The sequence below is a fragment of the Pseudomonas nitroreducens genome (assembly GCF_014204515.1).
GTDB lineage: Bacteria > Pseudomonadota > Gammaproteobacteria > Pseudomonadales > Pseudomonadaceae > Pseudomonas > Pseudomonas nitritireducens_A.
Genome location: NZ_JACHLI010000010.1, coordinates 53,210 through 72,907, shown reverse-complemented (window position 1 = coordinate 72,907; position 19,698 = coordinate 53,210). Strand labels below are relative to the sequence as shown.

Below are 19,698 nucleotides of genomic sequence, written 5' to 3'. Positions count from 1 at the left end.
CTCCGCTCCGTCAGGGGTTGCGCTTACGATTCAGACGCAGGGAACCTGGCGGAGGTTCATTGAGAACGGCCCAGAAGATCCCCAGGTCGGAGATCGCGGTGACGAACTCCTTGAACTCCACGGGCTTGACCACATAGGCGTTGACCCCCAGCTCATAGGCGCGCTGCAGGTCCGGCTCCTCCCGCGAGGAGGTCAGCATCACGGTGGGGATGCTGCGCAGCTCGGGGGTGTCGCGCACCACCTTGAGCACTTCCAGGCCATCGACCTTGGGCAGCTTGAGGTCCAGCAGCAGCACGGCCGGGTTGCCGTCGTCGCGCTGGGCGTGGGCGCCGCGGCGCAGCAGGTAGTCCAGGGCGTCGGCGCCATCGCGCATGACGATGACCTCGTTGGCCAGTTGGCTGCGCTCCAGGGCGACCAGGGTCAGTTCCAGGTCCCTGGGGTTGTCTTCGACCAGCAGGATGGGTTTGAGCATGAGCGAGTGCTTCCTCAGGGGGTCAGGGAGAGGCGGGGCAGGGCGAAGTGGAAGGTCGCCCCCTGGTCGATCCGGCCTTCGGCCCAGACCCGCCCGTCATGGCGTTCGATGATCCGCCGCACGCTGGCCAGGCCAATGCCGGTGCCTTCGAACTCCTCCATCCGGTGCAGGCGCTGGAAGACGCCGAACAGCTTGCCGGCGTAGGCCATGTCGAAGCCCACGCCATTGTCGCGGATGAAGATTTCCGTTTCGCTGGCGCTCTGCCGCGCACCGATCTCGATGCGCGCCGGCTCGCGCCCGCGGGTGTACTTGATGGCGTTGGCGATCAGGTTGCGCAGCGCCAGGTTGATGAAGGCGGGGTCGCCGACCAGCTTGGGCAGGGTCTCGATTTCCCAGACGATCTCGCGGCCGGCATAGTCGGGTTCCATCTCCACGCGGATGGTTTCCACCAGGGCGTTGAGGTCGACGTCCGACAGGCGCAGGGCGGAGCGGCCCATCTGCGAGAAGCTCAGCAGGTTGTCCACCAGGGTGCCAGCGAAGCGTGCGGCCTCCTCGATATGCTGGAGGAAGCGCCGACCGCGCTCGGTCAGCGCCTCGCCCTCGATCTCGGTGAGCAGCTCGGCATAGCCGGCGATGTGCCGCAGCGGTGCGCGCAGGTCGTGGGAGACGCTGTAGGAGAAGGCCTCCAGCTCCTTGTTCGAGCGGCGCAGTTCGCCGGCCAGCTGGGCCAGTTCCTCGGCCTTGCGCAGCACGATGCCCAGCACCGAGGTGCGCAATTCCACCACGGCATCGACGATCAGCGGCTCCCAGGGCGCAGAGAAGCCACGCACGTCTTCCTGCCAGCGCTCGAAGCTGTGGCGTGGGTTGAGCTTGCCCTGGGCGTCGAGTTCCTTTTCCGGGCGGCCGGCCCAGTTCACCGTGCGTGCCTGCTCGGGGCGGAACCACACCAGGTAGTGCGAGTGGATCTGCGAAATCGCCACCGCCAGCACGCCGGCGGCATGCCTGGCCAATTCCGGCAGTTCCTCGATATCGCGCGCGACGTTGTCGCTCTGGAACACCACCTCGTCACCGCGCTGGGCCAGCCAGTGCACCAGGGCATTGACCTGCGAGGCCGGCGGGGTGACGCCGACCAGGTCGCAGCGTTCGGCGGAGATGATCGCCGCGCCGCTGGCACTAGCGAAGCCCAGCAGCACGTCCGGCAGCTCCAGCAGGCCTTCGCTGACGCTGTCGTGGTCGGCCATGGCCGAGAGCATCTGCACGATGCGCTGGCGCAGGTCGAGCAACTGGCGGGTGCTGGCGTGGGACTCGCGGGATTCGATCTGCAGCGACAGCACGCTGCTGAGCAGCTCGCAGGCGGTGCGCGTCTGGAAGCCCACTGCGCGCGGCTCGCGGTGATGGCAGGAAATCAGCCCCCAGAGACGGCCATCGACCACGATGGACAGCGACATGGAGGCCAGCGTGCCCATGTTGCGCATGTATTGCAGGTGCACCGGGGACACGCTGCGCAGGGCGGCGAAGCTCATGTCCAGCGGCCGGCCGGTGCGCGGGTTGTCCATCGGGATCATCGGCGAGGGCTGGTAGTCGGCGTCCTCGATCACCCGGATGCGGTTGATGCGGTACAGCTCGCGGGCCTGGCGCGGGATGTCGGAGGCCGGGAAGCACAGCCCGAGGTACTGCGGATAGCCGGGATCGGCGATCTCGGCGACCACCAGGCCGTTGCCCTCGGCATCGAAGCGGTAGGCCTTGACCCGGCCGAACTCGGTGATGCGCTTGACCTCGTGCACCGAGCGCCGCAGCAATTCCTCGATGCTGCCGGCACTGTGCAGGCCGGCGACGAAGGCGCGCACCAGCGGGTAGAAGTCCACCGGTGGACGGTTGCTGCCCTGCTCCTGGCGCGGTTCGAACTCGGCGATCAGCACCTGGTCGTGGCGGTGCACCATCACCGTGGTGCGTCGGCCAGCGCTGGGGCCCAGGCGCAGGCGTACGTCGCCGATGTGGAAGGGGAATATCTCGCTGTCCGGCAGGCGCTTGAGGTGCTCGCGCAGGTCGAAGTCTTCCGCCAGCAGTGCACCGAAGTCGCGGCCCAGCAACTCGCTGGCGGGGATGCCGAGCCAGCGCTGGGCATTCTGGCTGGCCTGCAGGATGCGCAGCTCGGCCTCGTCGAGCACCAACAGGAACCCCTGCGGCTGGATGCTGCCCGGTAGCTGGATCGGCTCCTGGGCGCAGCGTTCGATGGCTTGTTCGAGGACGGTCTCGGCGGCGGGCAAGGCAAGGCACTCCGGTGGGGACCGACTCTGGGAGCCGGATGCGTGGCGGGCAGGGATTTTCAGCCCGACCCGTATGAAAGCATGTCAGTTTGGCTGGCACGAGCGCTTTTCGCACTGATGGCCTGGGGCCATTTGTCCGGAATGCGCCGCTCTGCCACGCCGCCGAAGACGCTATCCGCTGCTGTCTCTGGCCAGAAAGGCGAGCAGCGTGGCTTCCTCCGCCGACAGGCCCTTGCGCTTGCGCGCCTTGCGCAGGCCGGCCAGTTCTCCGGCGAGAAAGGCCTCGATCACCCGCGGGTGGACATAGCACTTGCGGCAGATGGCCGGGGTGTTGCCCAGCTCCTGCGCCACCTCGCCGATGATCTCCTTGAGCTGGCGGTTGGCGCTCTTCTCGTCCACCCAGCCGGCCTTGCGGCAATGCTCCAGGGCCAGGGCGCTGCCGGCCCAGGTGCGGTAGTCCTTGGCGGTGAACTCCTCGCCGGCGTACTGGCGCAGATAGGCGTTGATGTCGCGGGAGTCGATCATGTGCCGCTGGCGCTCGTCGTCCAGGTACTGGAACAACTGCTGGCCGGGCAACTCCAGGCAGCGCCGGAGGATGCGCGCCAGGCGCGGGTGCTCGATGTCCACGCTGTGCTTCACGCCGCTCTTGCCGCGGAAGGCGAAACGGATGCGCGCGCCCTGCACCTCGACGTGGCGCGGGCCCAGGGTGGTGAGGCCGAAGGAGCGGTTCTCCTTGCGGTAGCGCTGGTTGCCGATGCGGATCAGCGTGCAGTCGAGCAGCTCGACCACCGTCGCCATGACCTTCTCGGCGCCCAGCCCCGGTTGTGCCAGGTGCCGGTCGAGCTGCGCGCGCAAGGCCGGCAGCGCCGAGCCGAAGCGCAGCAGGCGCTCGTACTTGGCGCTATCGCGCACCTCGGTCCAGCGTGGGTGGTAGCGGTACTGCTTGCGCCCGCGCAGATCGCGGCCGGTGGCCTGGAGATGGCCGAGCGGGTCGATGCAGATCCACACGTCCAGGTAGGCCGGCGGAATCGCCAATTTGTTGATCCGCTGGATCTCCGCTTCCACGCGGATGCGCTCGCCGCCCGGATCGAAATAGGCGAAGCGCCCGCGCAGCTTGCGCCGGCTGATCCCCGGATGGGCATCATCGACATAGTGCAGGTCGGCTGGCAGGTCCAGCAGCTCGGGCGGTGTGCTCATGCGCGGCTCCTTCGACTGTCTCTGTGTATGAGCGTCGCAGGGCGGCCGGAGTGCCGAATTTTTTTACGCGGCATGCCGTGATCGAAGTGCTGGCGCAGTGGCGCGGGTGCTCTCTTCGCCTTCCGACACCGACTGTAGGAGCGAGCTTGCTCGCGAACCGCCCGACGCCGCGGTCAAGGCGTATCCCTTCGCGAGCAAGTCCGCTGCCGCGAAAAGCGGGCAGTAAAAAGCCCCGGCTGGCTTGCGCCAACCGGGGCTTTCGATCGATCAGGCCACGACCGGGATCAGCGGGTCGGCGGCGGCCAGCGCGGTGGCGCGGTCGGCGGCCGGCGGGTAGATCCATACGGTGTTGATCTCGGTCTTGATCTTCTTGCCTTCCGCGCGCTGGAAGCGCACCTGGCGATCCCAGCCCTCGGTGAACAGCGCGCCCCAGGCGCCCAGGTCCAGGCAGGTCACGTACTTCACCTGGCTGTAGGGGATGGGCGCCACGCCCAGCAGGTCGGCGGCGGCGTTGTTGCCGGCCGAGCGGCCCAGGGCGATGGCATGCTGGCAGGTCATCAGCGCGTAGTTGCCGGCGTCGTCGGTGGCGGCGTAGGCCACGTCGCCGGTGGCGAACACACTGTCCTGGCCGATCACCTGCAGGTTGCGATCCACGTGCAGGCGGTTCTGCCGGTCGCGTTCGCCAGCGATCTGCTCGGTGAGGGAGCTGGCGCGTACGCCGGCGGTCCAGATCACTGTCTTCGCCTCGATGCGCTCGCCGCTGGAGAGGGTCACACCGTTCTCGTCGATGGATTCCACCGACGCCTGCAGACGCCATTCCACGCCCAGCTCGGCGGAGGCTTCGGCCACCACCGCCTGCGAGGTCACGCCCAGCGCGCTGCCGATCTCGGCGCCGCGGTCGACCACGATGACCCGCACCTCGGCGTCCGCACCGAGTACTTCACGCAGGCGCGCCGGCATTTCGCTGGCGGTCTCGATGCCGGTGAAGCCGCCGCCGGCGACGACCACGGTATTGCGCGCTGCCGACTGCGGCAGTTGGTCCAGCGAGCGGATGTGGTTCTCCAGGCGCACGGCCTGGTCTATGTCGTCCACGTCGAAGGCGTGCTCGATGCCCGGCAGGGCGGGGCGGGCGACCTTGCTGCCGCTGGCGAGGATCAGGCGGTCGAAGCCCAGGGTGGCGATTTCGCCCTGGGCGTTGCGGTAGTCCAGCTGGTGGCCGTCGACGTCGATCTGCTCGACGGTGCCCTGGATGAAGGTCACGCCCACGGCGGCGAACAGCTCACCCAGCGGCGCGGCCATCTGATGCACGTTCGGCTCGTAGAAGCGCGGGCGGATGCGCAGTTCGGCCTGGGGCGCAAGCACTGCGACTTCGACGTCGCCGCGCTGGTGCATGTCGAGCAGGCGAGTGGCGCTCAGGGCGCTCCACATACCGGCGAAACCGGCGCCGACGATCAGGATGCGTTGTTTCATGGTGCTCTCCGACGAAAAGGGTGAATCCGTTTGTGGGTGTCCCGGGCGCCTGACATCGGAGCGGTTCGCTTCCCGGCTTGCCTCGGATAACTGCGACTATATTGGTCGTAGTTATCGAGTGCAACCGATTTCTGCTGCAAACTCCGACCGCTCGTCCCGCCAATGGCACCTCGATTCCTCTATTTCCAGTATGGGAAGGAACGTGGCGTATAGCTGGAGGCCAAGCGCGGCGCGTGACAGCTCGTCCGATCGCGTGCTTAAGTGCTTGCCGGAATCCTGCTGCGGCGGGATAATAATGCGACTAGATTAGTCGGAGTTTGTGATGGCTCTATATAGCGCAGGGGTGGAGTACGGCATTCACTGCCTGCTGTTCCTGACGGACGAGAAAGGCGACAGCCGCGATTCCAGCGTGCGTGCGCTGGCGGAACTGCAGGGCGTGCCGCAGGAGCTGCTGGCCAAGGTCTTCACCAAGCTGGCCAAGGCCGGGCTGGTGGCGGCCACCGAAGGCGTGCGCGGCGGCTTCCGCCTGGCGCGGCCGGCGGACGAGATCAGCGTGCTGGACATCGTCCAGGCCATCGACGGCGACAAGCCGATCTTCGAATGCCGGGACATCCGCGGCCGTTGCGCGATCTTCGAAGGCTCGCCGCCGGAGTGGGCGACCTGCGGCACCTGCTCGATCCACGCGGTCATGCTCACCGCGCAGAAGCGCATGGAAGAAGCCCTGGCCCAGCACACCGTGCTGGACCTGGCGCGGCGTGTCGGCCGCAAGGCGCCGCCGGAGTTCGGCGACGCCATTGTGCGCTGGATGGACGGACAGCGCGACGGTTCCAGCGCCGTCAGCTGACGCCCCTCAGCGGGCGTCGCCGCCGCGCGGCTTGTAGAAGACGAACTCGTCGGTCTCCGCCGTGCGGATGTATTCCTTCGCCCAGCCCGGCGACACGTGGCGATCGTGGAAGTACATGGCGCCACGGGTGCGATCGCTCAGCTGCTTGTTCAGCGCGCGGCGGGCAATCTCCTTGGCGATGTCGTAGCGGTTCTTCTCCTCCACCTGGTCCGAGCGGCCGTCGCACCACCAGGAGAACTGGCAGTGCTTCTGCTCCTGGCCCTGCTTGACCACGCCGCAGACGGTGTCCGGGAAGCCGCCGTGGCCCATGCGGTTGAGCACCACGTTGGCCACCGCTTCCATGTCGGCCTTGCCGCCGCCCTTGGCTTCCCAGTAGATGGTCCGCGACAGGCAGACGATGGCATCGTCCAGCGGCGCCTGGCCGGCCGGGTCCAGCGCCTTCACTTCGGCCTTGGTGATCGGCGCCGGGCTGGTCGCCGCCGTGGCCGGATGGGCCACCTGCTGTTCCAGGACCTCCGCCTTGGTCACGGCGGCCTGGGCTTTTTCGTCGGTGGAAGTGCCGATATCGGCAGCGAATGAGAAGGGCGCCCACAGCGTGAGCAGCCACAGTGCAACCCAATGACGGCGGACCATGATCGAACCTACCTGCGCAGAGAAAACCAGCCTGGCCGCCGCAGCCGAACCCGGCCTGCGACGGCGCCCTTGAGGCCGCCCTGCATTCAGGACAGGAGAGCGACTGCGCCTGGTCGATGTGACTGCGCCGCTGCGCTTTTGATTCAATTTTCCAGCCCGGTGGTATCGGCGCCAGGCCACGGATGACGTGGGCTAGGGCAGATAGAGGCGAAGGAAGCTGGTCACCGCCTGGAGTACCGCCGCCGGCTGCTCGCGGTGTGGCACGTGCCCGCAGTCGGGTAGCAGCGTCATCACGCCGGGTACGTCGGGGACCGAGGTGAGGCGTTCAGGGTGGGCGGCCGAGCCGTATTCGTCCTGTTCGCCGTGCAGGCTCAGGAGCGGGCAGCGCAGCTCGGTGAGCGGCTCGTCCAGGTTCCACTGGCTGAAGGCGTCGGAGAGCCAGGTATCGATCCAGGCGCGCAGCACCCAGAGCGCCTTGTCGCCGTGGTATTTCTGCAGGCGCTCCAGCTGGCCTTCGCGGGCAAATTCCTGTTCCGCCGCGCGAATGCCATCGCGGGTGCGCAGTTCGACGAAGGCCTGCGCCGATTCGCTGATCAGCGCCGCGCAGGCCTGCGGGTGGCGGGCCGCACAGGTCACCGCCATGGCGCCGCCGACGCTGTGGCCGAAGGGCACGCAGCGTTCGAAGCCGAAGTGGGCTTGCAGCAGGGGGAAGTGGTCGCGGGCTTCCGCCTCGATGAAGTCCAGGGGCAGGGCGCCGGGATATGGCTCGGAACGGCCGAAGCCAAGGCGGTCATAGGCGATCACCTGACGGCCGGTACTCAGCGCGAGGTTCTGCGGAAAATCACGCCAGAGGGTCACGCAGCCCAGCGAATCGTGCAGCAGCAGGATCGGTTCGTCACGGGCATCGGCGGGCGCCCAGTGCTGGGCGAACAGCCGGCCCTGGTCGCTGTGGATCCAGTGTTCGCGGGTGACGACGGCAGACGGCATGCGGCTCTCCAGTGCATTTCAGGGCGCCGGCCATGGTATTGCCGATGGCCGTGCAACGCCATGCCGTGGGTTGCTAAGGAAGCCTTAAGGCGGCGCGGGGATGATGACGACTTGCGGCCGGAGCTGTCCCGGGCAGTGCTCACACCGGGTCCGGCCGTCTTTTTCGAATTCCTTGTCGATGGGTGGTTCCACACCTGTCCGGCTTTGCCGCAGCGCCGTGGTGAAGCGGCGTACCACCGCGAGCGGTTGTACGCCCTGCGGTCGGCCGAAGCCTTCTCGCGATGCCTGATTGATGGGTATCGCTGCGCTCCACGCCATCCTACTTCCACGCTCGTCGGTTGCCTGGTGCGCTGTTGAAGCGAATGCGCTCGCGTAGCGCATGGGAGCAACGTAGGGCGGATAACCCGGAACGGGTTATCCGCCGGCTCGGCGGATAACGCCGTAGGCGTTATGCGCCCTACCTTGTCATGACCTTCTAATCATCGATGACGGGCTGGCTTGGTAGGCGCGGAGCTTCTCCGCGATCCGCCGGCAGGCGGGTTGTTCATCGGGGGCATTCGCGGACAAGGTCCGCTCCCGCGCGCTGAAGCCGGTGTATGGCTGTAGGAGCGAGCTTGCTCGCGAACCGCCCGGCACCGGTGCCACCAGGGAACCTGTTCGCGAGCAAGCGCGCTCCTGCAAGGGCTGCCTGGCCTCAGCTCTCGCGGGCCGTCCGGCAGCCGCAGCGCGGCGCCGGTGCGCGAGCTTCCTCGGCCACCACGCCGCGCCACCAGCGCTCGCCCTTATGCGGCGAGGCGATGTCGATGCGTTCGCCCATCATCGGCGTGGTCACCGCCAGGCCGTGTTCGCCGGCGATCTCCAGCACCCGTTCGAAAGGTTCGAACCAGGCATGCATGGCCAGGTCGAAGGTGCCGTTGTGGATCGGCAGCAGCCAGCGGCCGTTGAGGTCGCGGTGGGCCTGCACGGTCTGCTGCGGGTGCATGTGCACGTATGGCCAGTTGTCGTTGTAGGCGCCGGTTTCCATCAGCGTCAGGTCGAAGTGGCCGAAGTGCCGGCCGATCTCGGCGAAGCCGTCGAAGTAGCCGGTGTCACCGCTGAAGAAGACGCGCAGGCTGTCATCCTCGATCACCCAGGAACACCACAGCGTGCGGTTGCCGTCGCGTACGCCGCGGCCGGAGAAATGCTGCGCCGGGGTGGCGGTGAGGCACAGGCCGTCCACCGTGGTGCTCTGCCACCAGTCCAGCTGGCGCACCTTGTCCGCTGGCACGCCCCAGTCGAGCAGGCGGTCGCCGACGCCCAGCGGGGCGAGGAAGACTTCCGCGCGCTCGGCCAGCACGGCGATGGTGGCGTGGTCCAGGTGATCGTAATGATCGTGGGAGAGGATCACCCCGCGGATCGGCGGCAGGTCCTCCAGGGCAATCGGCGGCGCGTGGAAGCGCTTGGGCCCGGCGAAGCTGAAGGGCGAGGCGCGCTCGGAGAACACCGGGTCGGTCAGCCACCAGCCGCCGCGCAGCTTGAGCAGCAGGGTGGAGTGGCCGAGGCGGTAGAGGCTGCGGTCCGGCGCGTTATCCAGTTCTGCGCGGCTCAATGTGCGGACTGGCACCGGCGCACGCGGCACGGTGTTGCGCGGCTTGTTGAAGATCACATCCCATAACACCCTGGCGCTCGGCTCGGGCATGTCGGGCGAGCGCGGGGTGAGGTTGTGGAAGCGGCCGCCGCGCGATTGCGGCGAGTGGCTGTAGTCGCCGATGGGCGCGCGTTGCAGTGGGAGGCGGGGCACGGCACTGATCCTCGGGTGGCGGATTGCGTCAGCAGATCACGCTACAGGTTCGGCCGCCAGGGGGCATTACCGGCATTTTGATTCAGAACATCACCGCCATCGATGGTTGCTTCGGCGGAGCTGGCTCGAGCTGCCGGGGCGGCCTTGCTCGCGGATCCGGCGTGGCTCCGGCGTTGCCGGGAGGCAATCGCGGACGGAGTCCGCTCCTACGCAACCGGCTAGCGCAGGAGCAACTGTCTTCGTTCTGGAAGCCCGTGCCTTGGGTTTTTACCCTCTTCCTGAAGGGAGATGGAGCCGTCCGTGCCGGCTGATGCAAGGGTTCAACCTGCACCGGATCAGTTCCCTCTCCCTTCATGGGGGGACGCCTAGTCAGAGGGTTAGGGTGAGGGTAGGTTCTCGCGCCGAAGTTCACGTAGGAGCGGACTCCGTCCGCGATGACTGACCCTCCGCGCCCCAACTGCCCGCCCGCAGGGCGCATAACGCGGAACGGTCTATCCGCCGCGATGGTGGCGACGTGCAGCCGCGAGCCTTCTCAATCGAGCTTCGAAAGGATGTCCCAAGCCAGCTTCACCCGCACTTCGTTGGGGTAGTTGCGGTTGGCCAGGATGACGATGCCGCGCTGCTTGCTCGGGACGAAGGCGACGTAGGCGCCGAAGCCGCCGGTGGCGCCGGTCTTGTTCACCCACACATCCTGCTGCGGCTTGAGCGGCGGGCGGATGGCCTTGACCTCCTGGCTGTCCTGGATCATCTGTGCGCCGTTGTACTGCTGCAGTTCGGCCAGCTTGGGCGGGTAGGCGTACTGCTCCCAGACCAGGTCCTGGGTCATCGGTCCGACCTGGTAGTAGCCAACGCGGGTGGCGTCCACCGCGGCCTGCAGCTTGGCGCCGAGCTTGATCTCGCCCAGCTGCACCTGCACGTAGCGCAGCAGGTCGCGGCTGCTGGTCTTCACTCCGTAGGCCTCGTCGGCGACCAGGTCGGGGTTGACCCGCACCGGGGCGTCGTTCTTGTCATAGCCTTGGGCGTAGATGGCCTGGCGCGTCACCGGCACTTCGATGTGGGTGTTGGAGAGGCCCATGGGCGCGAACACGTTGCGCTGCATCGCGGTGGCGAAGGGCAGGTCGAGGGCGCGGGCGGTGGCGAGGCCGAGCAGGCCGATGCTGGGGTTGGCGTAGGTGCGCCGGGTGCCGGCGGGATACTGTGGTTGCCAGAGCTTGTAGTAATCGGTGAGCTGCCGGGACGTCTTCACTTCTTCGGGCAGCTGCAGCGGGAAACCACCGGCGGTGTGCGTGGCGAGATGGACCAGGGTCACCTTGTCCAGCGCGCTGCCGCGCAGTTCCTTCATGGAGCGCGTCGGGCTGTCGTCCAGTTTCAGTTTGCCGGCGGCCTGGGCGAAGCCGGCGAGGGTGGCGGTGAAGGTCTTGCTCACCGAGCCGATCTCGAACAGCGTGTCGCTGCTCACCGGCTGCCGGCTCTGTTTCGAGGCGACGCCGAAGTTGTAGAAGTAGGTCTGGCCGTGGTCGGTGACGCCGATGGCGAGCCCGGCGATGCCGTTGTCCTTGGTCACCCGCTGTGCGGCCTTGCGCACCTGGGCGTCGAAGTCTGCGGGGGCGGCCTGGGCGAGGCTGGCGAGGCTGGCGAGGAATAGGCTGGCAAGGGCGAAGGAAGCGGTCCGGCGCATGGCAACATCCTGTAGCGGAGGGCAAGGGGCAGACCCTAGCATCGCTGCGGTGTTCGCTCCAGCGGAAGGCGGGGCGCGATGCCCCGCCCGGCAGGCATCAACGAATGTTGTTGATGTTGCCCTTGTTGCCGGTGACCTTGACGTCGACCTTCTTGAAGATGAAGTAGTCCTGCACGGACACTTCATAGCGCGGCGCGACGATCAGGTCGGCGTTGGAGCTCTTCACCGCCTTGTAGGCTGCAGCGGCCTTGACCGAGGAAACCGGGTCGAGGAACGACAGGCCTGCACCGCTATCCGCGCCGTAGGTGACGCCGTCGGCAAACTGGCTGTCGCCGCCGAACTTGAGGAAACCGAACAGGATGTTGACCTGGGATTGGCCGCTGATGGGGCCGCCGACGGCTACGTCGGCCTTCAGGTCGGTCTTCACTTCGCCGGCCACCGGGGCGATCGGCTGGCTGACGTTGTAGCTGGTGCAACCGCTGGCCAGAAGGGCGGCAGAAACCACGGCAGCGGCGCTCAGAAACTTCTTCATGCTTACTCCTTGTATGCAAGTGCCTCCTCTTTTTGAGGTGTCGCTGGGAGGCGGCGGCACTTTAGGTCGCCGATGGACGGTGGCTGAATAAGAAAGTTCTCAAAGTGCCGTCATGCCGGAAACGCCCTGCGACGGGCTTCTCGATAATGCCGGCGGGTGGCTGCTGCGCGAGGTCGGCGGGCGGTGGTAGGATTCGCGCCCCATGCGCATCCACGACCTCGACCAACGCCTCGCCGACCTCGGCGCGCTGCCCCTGCATCGCGCGCGGATGCTGCGTGCCTGGCTGCAGGGCAGGGCGCTGGATGCGGGCACCCGGCGCCAGGCCGCCGAGGACTTCCTGCCGCTGAGCGTGCGCAATGGCGTGGCGCAGCTCTCCGCCGAGCTGGACGCCCTGGCGGCTGTCGAGTCGCGTCATCCGGGCGCCGACGGCTCCGAGCGCCTGCTGGTGCGCCTGGCCGATGGGCAGATGGTGGAGAGCGTGCTGCTGCCGCGTGGCGGTGTGTGCGTGTCCACCCAGGTCGGTTGCGCCGTCGGCTGCCGCTTCTGCATGACCGGCAAGAGCGGCCTGCTGCGCCAGCTCTCCACCAGCGAGATCGTCGCCCAACTGGTACTGGCGCGCCGCGTGCGGCCGGTGAAGAGAGTGGTGTTCATGGGCATGGGCGAGCCGGCGCACAACCTCGACAACGTGCTCGAAGCCATCGACCGCCTCGGCACCGACGGCGGCATCGGCCACAAGAACCTGGTGTTCTCCACCGTGGGCGACCCGCGCGTCTTCGAACGTCTGCCGCAGCAGCGGATCAAACCGGCCCTGGCGCTGTCGCTGCACACCAGCAACGCCGAGCTGCGCGAGCACCTGCTGCCGCGCGCGCCGAAGCTGACGCCCGAGGAGCTGGTGGAGCAGGGCGAGGCCTATGCCCGCGCCACGGACTATCCGATCCAGTACCAGTGGACGCTGCTCAAGGGCATCAACGACAGCCAGGACGAGCTCGATGGCATCCTGCGCCTGCTCAAGGGCAAGTTCGGCGTGCTCAACCTGATCCCCTTCAACGCCCTGGAAGGCGACCAGTACCAGCGCCCGGACGCCGGGCGCATCGCCGAAATGGTCCGCTACCTGCACAGCCGCGGCGTGCTGACCAAGGTGCGCAACAGCGCCGGCCAGGATGTCGACGGCGGCTGCGGCCAGTTGCGCGCGCGGGCGAGCGGGTTGATCGCCACCTCCGGCCGGCGGATTTCTCGTCTGAGCGAGTAATTACCGCTCGCCTTGGCTGTTCGAGATCTTGCACAGGTATTGCGCCGGTTGTTAGCCTGCCGTATCTGAAAGAACCAGCAGGGCTGGGTATGGCGTTCCGGGTTGTCGAAGCACAAGAAGTTGATCAGCAGCGCATAGCCATTCCGGGTTGGGAGCAGCAGTACACGCAGATGTCTGCCGGGCGCTTCTCCGGGCGCATCCTGCATGCCGAGGCCGAGGGCATCGAGCTCTACGAGGAGCAGATGAACCTGCGCGTGGAGCAGGAGTTCCACGCACCGCCCGGCGCCCTGGTGTTCAGCTTCGACATGTCCGACAACGCGCTCTACCTGCTCGACGGCGAGACCCGCAACGCCTGGGTCACCCCGGAGAACTACCGCGAGGTGGCGGTGGTGATCAAGCAGGCGGCGAGCTGGGGGCCGCCCGCGGAAACCTTTTCCGAGCTGGTGCTGACGCCCCTGCGCTCGGGTCACTGCCGGTCGGTGGCGACCTCCCTGAGCAACCTGCTCACCGGCGCTTCGACCGATGCCGATCCGATGGATGCGCCGGGGATGGCGCAGAGCATCGTTTCCCACTGCTTTTCACTGCTCTGTGAGGCGCCCCTGGAAGAGGAGCGCCGCGCGCGCTCCATCGTCCAGGCCAAGCGCGTAGTGCAGCGGGTCAAGGAAGTGGTCAACGATTGTCCCGAGGAGCCCTTCGGCATGGCCGACCTGGCGGCGCGCGTCGGCGTCTCGCCGCGTACGCTGCAGCAGTCGTTCCTGCATTATGCCGGCATCCCGCCCATCGTCTGGCTGCGCAACCGCCGCCTGAACGCCGCACGGCGCGACCTGCTGGCCGCCGCCGAGTCCGGCATGAGCGTGGCCGAGGTGGCGATGAAGTGGTCGTTCTGGCACTTGGGGCGGTTCTCCCAGTCGTATTTCGCGCTGTTCGGCGAGTACCCGAAGACCACGGCGAAGCAGGGCGGCCGGGCCTGAGGTTACCCATCGCTGTCGGGATGCGCATGACGCAGAACCGTAGGATGGCGTGGAGCGAAGCGATACCCATCGGCTTCCGAGGGGGTGACCGCCAGTGTGCCTCCGTTTTCGCCTGGCGCCGTGCGGTTCGCGAGCAAGCTCGCTCCTACGAAAAACGCTCAGGATCCGAACGTAGGGCGCATAACGCCTATGGCGTTATCCGCGATTGCGGCGGATAACCCGTTCCGGGTTATGCGCCCTACGGACTGTCAGCTAAGGAGCGGAGCGCGCGGCCAATCATCGCGGACGGAGTCCGCTCCTACGGAGGCATTGCGTGACCCGTGCCTCCCGTGTGCGTAGGAGCGGACTCTGTCCGCGATTGCCTTCCGGCGACGCCGATTCCGGGCCGTACGCCAATCAGCCGAGCAGCTCGCGCACCCGATACCACGCCATGCCCAGCGCCAGCAGCGGCGAGCGCAGCAGCTTGCCGCCGGGGAAGGTCAGGTGCGGTACGGCGCTGAACAGGTCCAGTCCCTTGCTCTCGCCCTGGTGGATGGCCTCGGCCAGCAGCTTGGCCGACCAGTGCGTGACGTTCAGCCCGTGGCCGGAATAGCCCTGGGCGAAATACACGTTCGGGTGGTTCTTCAGCCGGCCGACCTGGGGGAAGCGATTGGCGGTGATGCCGATCATGCCGCCCCACTGGTAGTCCAGCTTCACCTGCTCAAGCTGCGGGAACACCTTGAGCACCTTCGGCTGCATGTAGGCGCCGATGTCCGCCGGGTCGCGCCCGGAGTAGTGGCAGGCGCCGCCGAACAGCAGGCGGCGGTCGGCAGTCAGGCGGTAGTAGTCCAGCCCCACCTTCTGGTCGCATAGCGCCATGTTCTGCGGGATCAGCTGCGCCGCCAGTTCCTCGGAAAGCGGCTCGGTAGCTACTACGTAGCTGCCGGCGGGCAGCACCTTGCCGGTGAGCCTGGGCTCCAGTTCCTCCAGGTGCGCGTTGCAGCCCAGCACCAGGTTCTTCGCCAGCACGCGCCCCTGGGCGCAGTGCACGACAGCCGTTGGGCCATGCTCGATACGCAGCACCGGGCTCTGCTCGAAGATCTGCGCGCCGAAGCCCTGGGCCGTACGGGCCTCGCCCTTCACCAGGTCCAGCGGGTGCAGGTGACCCGAGCCCATGTCGATATGCCCACCGGCGTAGCAGTCGCTGGCGACCACTTCGCGGATGCGCTCGGGCGGCACCAGCCGGGTTTCATGCGGGTAGTCCGACGTGCTCAGCGACTCCTGCTCGCGGACCATGGCGGCGTACTGCGCCGGGGTGTTGGCCAGCTCGCAGAAGCCCCAGCGCAGGTCGCACTCGATACCCAGTTCGGCGATGCGCCCGGCGACCAGGGCCACCGAATCGACACCGGCCTGCTCCAGGTAGCGCACGCCGTCTTCACCGACGTACTTGGCGAAGCCGCTGACGTCGTGGCCGATGCCGCGGATCAACTGCCCGCCGTTGCGCCCGCTGGCGCCCCAGCCGATGCGCCGGGCCTCCAGCAGCACCACGGAGTGGCCGCGCCGGGCCAGCTCCAGGGCGGCGTTGACGCCGGTGAAGCCGCCGCCGATCACGCAGACGTCCGCGTGCACATCGCCCGCGAGGGAAGGGTACTGCTGGCGGTCGCGGGCGGTGGCGGCGTAGTAGGACGCGGCGTGTTCGGCGGTCTGCTTCATGGGTCTTTCTCGCGTCATTGGTTGAACTTGATCTTGCTCCAGCTGCGGGTCATCAGGCGCATGATCTTGGGCGGCGGCGCCTTGGCGATGTACAGCTTGTCGAGCACGGCCTGGCTCGGGTAGACCTCGGGGTTGTTCTGCATCTCCTCGGGCAGCAGGGTCTTGGCGTCAGCGTTGGCGCTGGGGTAGCCGACGTATTCGCTGATACCGGCGATCACCTTCGGATCGAGAACGTAGTTGATGAACGCCAGGGCCTGCTCCGGATGGCCGGCATCGGACGGGATGGCCATCAGGTCGAACCACAGGTTCGCGCCTTCCTTGGGAATGCTGTAGGCGATCTCGATGCCGTTCTTGGCTTCCTTGGCCCGGGCAGCAGCCTGGAACACGTCGCCGGAGTAGCCGAAGGCCACGCAGATATTGCCGTTGGCCAGGTCCGAGATGTACTTGGACGAGTGGAAGTAGGTGACGTACGGGCGCACCGCCACCAGCTTCGCCTCGGCCTTGGGATAGTCCGCCGGGTTGGTGCTGTTGGGATCCAGGCCCAGGTAGTTGAGCACCGAGGGGATCATCTCGTCGGGCGAGTCCATGAAGGCCACGCCGCACGCCTGGAGCTTCTTGATGTTCTCCGGCTCGAACAGCACCGCCCAGGAGTCGATCCTGTCGACGCCCAGCACCTGCTTGACCTTCGCCACGTTGTAGCCGATGCCGTTGGTGCCCCACAGGTAGGGCACCGAGTGCTTGTTGCCCGGATCGTTCTGCTCCAGCAGCTTGAGCAGCGTCGGGTCCAGGTGCTTCCAGTTCGGCAGCTTGCTGCGGTCGAGTTCGAGGAACACGCCGGCCTGCACCTGGCGGGTCAGGAAGTGGTTGGAGGGCACCACCACGTCGTAACCCGAACGGCCGGCCAGCAGCTTGCCTTCCAGGGTCTCGTTGGAGTCGAAGACGTCGTAGACCGGCTTGATCCCGGTGGTCTTCTGGAAACCGGCGAGGGTGTCCGGGGCGATGTAGTCGGTCCAGTTGTAGATGCTGACCGTCGGTGCAGCGTGTGCGGCCGAGGCGATGGCTGCCAGGGCGAAGGGCGCAAGGGTGCGCAGCAGTCTCATGGGGACTCCCGAATTGTTGTTGTGAAGTCGGTGACGCGGAATCAGACGCTCAGCAGGAGGAACTCGCGCTCCCAGGAGCTGATCACCCGCTTGAAGTTCTCGTGCTCGGTGCGCTTCACCGCCACGTAGCCCTGGACGAATTTCTCGCCGAGGAATTCCTTGAGCACGGCGCAGTCTTCCATCTGCTGCAGCGCGTCCTCGATGGTGATCGGCAGGCGCAGGTTGCGGCGCTCGTAGGCACGACCCTGGACGGCGGCGCTGGGGTTGATCTGCTCGATCATGCCCAGGTAGCCACAGAGCAGGCTGGCAGCCAGCGCCAGGTAGGGGTTGGCATCGGCGCCCGGCAGGCGGTTCTCCACGCGCATGGCGGCCGGCGGCGCGGCGGGGACGCGCAGGCCCACGGTGCGGTTCTCTTCGCCCCACTCGACGTTCACCGGCGCGGAAGTATCCGGCAGGAAGCGGCGGAAGGAGTTCACGTTGGGCGCGAACATCGGCAGCACTTTCGGGATGTACTTCTGCAGGCCACCGATGTAGTGCAGGAACAGCTGGCTCATGCCGCCGTTCTCGTCGGCGAAGATGTTCTGGCCGGTGGCGATGTCCAGCACGCTCTGGTGGATGTGCATGGCGCTGCCGGGCTCGTCGGTGATCGGCTTGGCCATGAAGGTGGCGCTGACGTCATGCTTGAGCGCGGCTTCGCGCATGGTGCGCTTGAACACGATGATCTGGTCCGCCAGGCTCAGCGCGTCGCCGTGACGGAAGTTGATTTCCATCTGCGCCGGGCCGTCCTCGTGGATCAGCGTATCCAGGTCCAGGCCCTGCAGTTCGCACCAGTCGTAGACGTCTTCGAACAGCGGGTCGAATTCGTTGGCGGCATCGATGGAGAAGCTCTGCCGGCCGCTTTCCGGGCGGCCCGAGCGACCGACGGGGGCTTCCAGCGGGAAGTCCGGGTCGCTGCTGCGCTTGGTCAGGTAGAACTCCATCTCCGGCGCCACCACCGGGCTCCAGCCCTTGTCGGCGTAGAGCTTGAGCACGCGCTTCAAGACGTTGCGCGGCGACAGTTCGATGGGGTTGCCGACCTTGTCGAAGGTGTCGTGGATGACCATCGCGGTCGGCTCCAGCGCCCAGGGCACCAGGTAGATAGCGTCCGGATCGGGCTTGCAGACCATGTCGATGTCCGCTTCGTCGAGCAGGTCGTAGTAGATGTCGTCGTCGACGAAATCGCCGGTGACGGTCTGCAGCAGGACACTTTCGGGGAGTCGCATGCCCCCTTCGCCGAGGAACTTGTTGGTGGGGGAAATCTTGCCGCGGGCGATGCCGGTGAGATCGCTCACCACGCATTCGACTTCGGTGATTTTCTGTTGCTTCAGCCGTTGCTCCAGTTGCTCGGCGGGGGTGGTCATACAAGCCTCGGACGTTTTTTGAATTTGTAATGGGTGCACGTGCAGCACAGGGCTGCCAGGCGAGGCTAGTTTCAGCGGGCAGGGCGGGGCGTTTCTATCCATTTTGCGCAGGTGTGCGCGCCGGGGCCGAGCAGGCTGCACCTGAGCTCCTGGGCCTGGAGGATCCGATATCAGGTGAGTGATCCAGTGAATGGAGGACAACCTGATGAGGATTCGTCCGGTTCGAATCGCGCTTTATCTGAAGGAAAAGTCTCAATAAGAGCAATGGAGCCTGCTCAAATTCGTTCGGAAAATGCCTGCCAATGGAATTTTCAACAAGAGAATTCCTACACACAGTTGAGAGTTCAAGGACCGCGGGAAGTGGGGGGTGATTTCTAGAATCGCCCCCAAAGCGCTGAGGGCTGTCCCCTTGGCGTGGCTCCTTCCCTCTTCAGGTGGCCCCATGAACATCAAGCATCTTGCGCTCCCGGCTGTAATCCTTGTCCTTGCAGGCTGTGGTCCCCAGGGCGTTTCCACTTCGCCTGCGGCGACCCGTGGCTGGGTCAGTGTTCCTGCCTTGCCACTGATCCAGGATGCGGTACGGGATCTGTCGCCGACCTTCAACGGCAAGCGTATCCCCGTGCTGATCAGCCAGCTCTGCGCGCTGGGGGCGGGCCAGGTGAGCCAGCAGCAGGCCGATGCAAAACTGACCCAGCTCGGCATCGACGCCAAGGCGCTGTCGCGCGATGGCAAGGATGCGATTGCACTGCTGGTCAATGGCGACCGCGCCGGTCAACTGACCGCTTGCGCCGCTGCGCAGGCGACTGCCGGGCTGACCCCGCTCAATCCGGGCGATGTGATGCGCAGCCAGCCCGCCAGTGCCGACAAGAATGCCAAGGCCGAGCAGGTCGTCGACCAGGCCGTGCTGGGCCGGCTGCTGTCGCAGAAGGTCGGCCAGGCACGGGCCAACGCCGACATCTTCGCGATCATCGCTGCCCGCCTGTCCGCCACGCCCGGCCTGACGGAGGAGCAATACCGCAGCCAGGCGCAGGGTATGTTCCGCGAACTAGCGCCGGATTATCTGCGGCGTATGAACCAGTTGCTGCCCCCTGAAGATACCCGCTACACCCTGCTCAAGCTGGATTACAGCCAATTGGCGTTTACCACAGATACTGGGCTGCGATATGAGCTGTCCACTAGCGATGGCTTGATGCTGATGAACAATGGTCAGCTCTGGTACGGCAAGGGCCAATTGCTTGGCGCGGACTACGGCCTTCATATGGTCGATCTGGCGAAGATCAGCAAATCCCCATTGGCAGTTAAGAAGTATTAGTCGGCGATCGTTCCGACTGACAATCCCTTAGTTGTACTTCAGCAGCAAGCCGGGGCCTGGTTGTAAGTAATTGATCAGGCAAGCCCCGGCTTTTTACTGAAAGATTTCTTTACT

The 19,698-nt window shown here is 66.4% G+C and carries 16 protein-coding genes; 4 read left to right on the top strand and 12 right to left on the bottom strand.

Annotated features, from left to right (window positions below):
* Positions 1–10 precede the first annotated feature (10 nt).
* The 4 genes from HNP46_RS14580 to HNP46_RS14565 all read right to left on the bottom strand — a co-directional run bounded on the left by HNP46_RS14580 (position 11) and on the right by HNP46_RS14565 (position 5,406).
* Positions 11–472, bottom strand: coding sequence for a response regulator (locus HNP46_RS14580; protein ID WP_184590076.1), 462 nt, complete (start codon positions 470–472; stop codon positions 11–13).
* A gap of 14 nt (positions 473–486) precedes the next feature.
* Positions 487–2,739: an ATP-binding protein gene (locus HNP46_RS14575; protein ID WP_184590074.1), complete on the bottom strand. Its 2,253-nt coding sequence runs from the start codon at positions 2,737–2,739 to the stop codon at positions 487–489.
* A gap of 171 nt (positions 2,740–2,910) precedes the next feature.
* On the bottom strand, positions 2,911–3,936 hold the full coding sequence (locus HNP46_RS14570; protein ID WP_184590072.1) for a DNA topoisomerase IB: 1,026 nt from the start codon (positions 3,934–3,936) through the stop codon (positions 2,911–2,913).
* Positions 3,937–4,203: 267 nt separating this feature from the next.
* Positions 4,204–5,406, bottom strand: a complete 1,203-nt coding sequence (locus HNP46_RS14565; RefSeq protein ID WP_184590070.1) for an NAD(P)/FAD-dependent oxidoreductase — start codon at positions 5,404–5,406, stop codon at positions 4,204–4,206.
* A gap of 322 nt (positions 5,407–5,728) precedes the next feature.
* On the opposite strand from HNP46_RS14565, the gene HNP46_RS14560 reads away from it, so the two are divergent.
* Entirely contained in the window at positions 5,729–6,250 is a 522-nt protein-coding gene (locus HNP46_RS14560; RefSeq protein WP_184590068.1) for an RrF2 family transcriptional regulator, read from the top strand.
* A 6-nt stretch (positions 6,251–6,256) separates the two neighbouring features.
* Here HNP46_RS14560 and HNP46_RS14555 read toward each other — a convergent pair whose 3' ends face one another.
* From HNP46_RS14555 to HNP46_RS14535, 5 genes are all read right to left on the bottom strand, one after another.
* Positions 6,257–6,883, bottom strand: a complete 627-nt coding sequence (locus tag HNP46_RS14555) for a cell wall hydrolase (protein ID WP_184590066.1) — start codon at positions 6,881–6,883, stop codon at positions 6,257–6,259.
* A 192-nt stretch (positions 6,884–7,075) separates the two neighbouring features.
* Complete coding sequence (locus HNP46_RS14550; protein ID WP_184590064.1) at positions 7,076–7,870, bottom strand: alpha/beta fold hydrolase; 795 nt, start codon at positions 7,868–7,870, stop codon at positions 7,076–7,078.
* Positions 7,871–8,564: 694 nt separating this feature from the next.
* Positions 8,565–9,650: an MBL fold metallo-hydrolase gene (locus HNP46_RS14545; RefSeq protein WP_184590062.1), complete on the bottom strand. Its 1,086-nt coding sequence runs from the start codon at positions 9,648–9,650 to the stop codon at positions 8,565–8,567.
* A gap of 532 nt (positions 9,651–10,182) precedes the next feature.
* Positions 10,183–11,328 (bottom strand): class C beta-lactamase, encoded by a 1,146-nt coding sequence (gene ampC, locus HNP46_RS14540; protein WP_184590060.1) that lies wholly within the window; start codon positions 11,326–11,328, stop codon positions 10,183–10,185.
* A gap of 97 nt (positions 11,329–11,425) precedes the next feature.
* A complete protein-coding gene (locus HNP46_RS14535; protein WP_184590058.1) occupies positions 11,426–11,860 on the bottom strand; it encodes a hypothetical protein in 435 nt (144 codons plus the stop codon).
* A gap of 202 nt (positions 11,861–12,062) precedes the next feature.
* Between HNP46_RS14535 and HNP46_RS14530 the strand changes: the two genes are divergently transcribed.
* Positions 12,063–13,109 (top strand): RNA methyltransferase, encoded by a 1,047-nt coding sequence (locus HNP46_RS14530; RefSeq protein WP_184590056.1) that lies wholly within the window; start codon positions 12,063–12,065, stop codon positions 13,107–13,109.
* A gap of 89 nt (positions 13,110–13,198) precedes the next feature.
* Complete coding sequence (locus tag HNP46_RS14525; RefSeq protein ID WP_184590054.1) at positions 13,199–14,080, top strand: helix-turn-helix domain-containing protein; 882 nt, start codon at positions 13,199–13,201, stop codon at positions 14,078–14,080.
* A gap of 396 nt (positions 14,081–14,476) precedes the next feature.
* On the opposite strand, the gene HNP46_RS14520 is transcribed toward HNP46_RS14525, so the two are convergent.
* Genes HNP46_RS14520 through HNP46_RS14510 form a run of 3 tightly spaced genes read right to left on the bottom strand, consistent with a single transcriptional unit; the run spans position 14,477 to position 18,272 of the window.
* Entirely contained in the window at positions 14,477–15,772 is a 1,296-nt protein-coding gene (locus tag HNP46_RS14520) for an NAD(P)/FAD-dependent oxidoreductase (protein ID WP_184590052.1), read from the bottom strand.
* A 14-nt stretch (positions 15,773–15,786) separates the two neighbouring features.
* Positions 15,787–16,872 carry a polyamine ABC transporter substrate-binding protein gene (locus HNP46_RS14515; protein ID WP_184590050.1) on the bottom strand — a complete coding sequence of 362 codons (1,086 nt, stop codon included), beginning with the start codon at positions 16,870–16,872 and terminating at the stop codon, positions 15,787–15,789.
* A 41-nt stretch (positions 16,873–16,913) separates the two neighbouring features.
* On the bottom strand, positions 16,914–18,272 hold the full coding sequence (locus HNP46_RS14510; RefSeq protein WP_184590048.1) for a glutamine synthetase family protein: 1,359 nt from the start codon (positions 18,270–18,272) through the stop codon (positions 16,914–16,916).
* Between the two features lie 442 nt (positions 18,273–18,714).
* Between HNP46_RS14510 and HNP46_RS14505 the strand changes: the two genes are divergently transcribed.
* Complete coding sequence (locus HNP46_RS14505; RefSeq protein ID WP_184590046.1) at positions 18,715–19,584, top strand: hypothetical protein; 870 nt, start codon at positions 18,715–18,717, stop codon at positions 19,582–19,584.
* The last annotated feature ends 114 nt before the right edge of the window (positions 19,585–19,698 follow it).

Excerpts from the sequence above, each read along its gene's own strand:
- HNP46_RS14580 (WP_184590076.1), bottom strand. The coding sequence starts at position 472 with ATGCTCAAACCCATCCTGCTGGTCGAAGACAACCCCAGGGACCTGGAA.
- HNP46_RS14570 (WP_184590072.1), bottom strand. The coding sequence starts at position 3,936 with ATGAGCACACCGCCCGAGCTGCTGGACCTGCCAGCCGACCTGCACTAT.
- HNP46_RS14565 (WP_184590070.1), bottom strand. The coding sequence starts at position 5,406 with ATGAAACAACGCATCCTGATCGTCGGCGCCGGTTTCGCCGGTATGTGG.
- HNP46_RS14560 (WP_184590068.1), top strand. The coding sequence starts at position 5,729 with ATGGCTCTATATAGCGCAGGGGTGGAGTACGGCATTCACTGCCTGCTG.
- HNP46_RS14555 (WP_184590066.1), bottom strand. The coding sequence starts at position 6,883 with ATGGTCCGCCGTCATTGGGTTGCACTGTGGCTGCTCACGCTGTGGGCG.
- HNP46_RS14550 (WP_184590064.1), bottom strand. The coding sequence starts at position 7,870 with ATGCCGTCTGCCGTCGTCACCCGCGAACACTGGATCCACAGCGACCAG.
- ampC (WP_184590060.1), bottom strand. The coding sequence starts at position 11,328 with ATGCGCCGGACCGCTTCCTTCGCCCTTGCCAGCCTATTCCTCGCCAGC.
- HNP46_RS14535 (WP_184590058.1), bottom strand. The coding sequence starts at position 11,860 with ATGAAGAAGTTTCTGAGCGCCGCTGCCGTGGTTTCTGCCGCCCTTCTG.
- HNP46_RS14530 (WP_184590056.1), top strand. The coding sequence starts at position 12,063 with ATGCGCATCCACGACCTCGACCAACGCCTCGCCGACCTCGGCGCGCTG.
- HNP46_RS14525 (WP_184590054.1), top strand. The coding sequence starts at position 13,199 with ATGGCGTTCCGGGTTGTCGAAGCACAAGAAGTTGATCAGCAGCGCATA.
- HNP46_RS14520 (WP_184590052.1), bottom strand. The coding sequence starts at position 15,772 with ATGAAGCAGACCGCCGAACACGCCGCGTCCTACTACGCCGCCACCGCC.
- HNP46_RS14515 (WP_184590050.1), bottom strand. The coding sequence starts at position 16,872 with ATGAGACTGCTGCGCACCCTTGCGCCCTTCGCCCTGGCAGCCATCGCC.
- HNP46_RS14510 (WP_184590048.1), bottom strand. The coding sequence starts at position 18,272 with ATGACCACCCCCGCCGAGCAACTGGAGCAACGGCTGAAGCAACAGAAA.
- HNP46_RS14505 (WP_184590046.1), top strand. The coding sequence starts at position 18,715 with ATGAACATCAAGCATCTTGCGCTCCCGGCTGTAATCCTTGTCCTTGCA.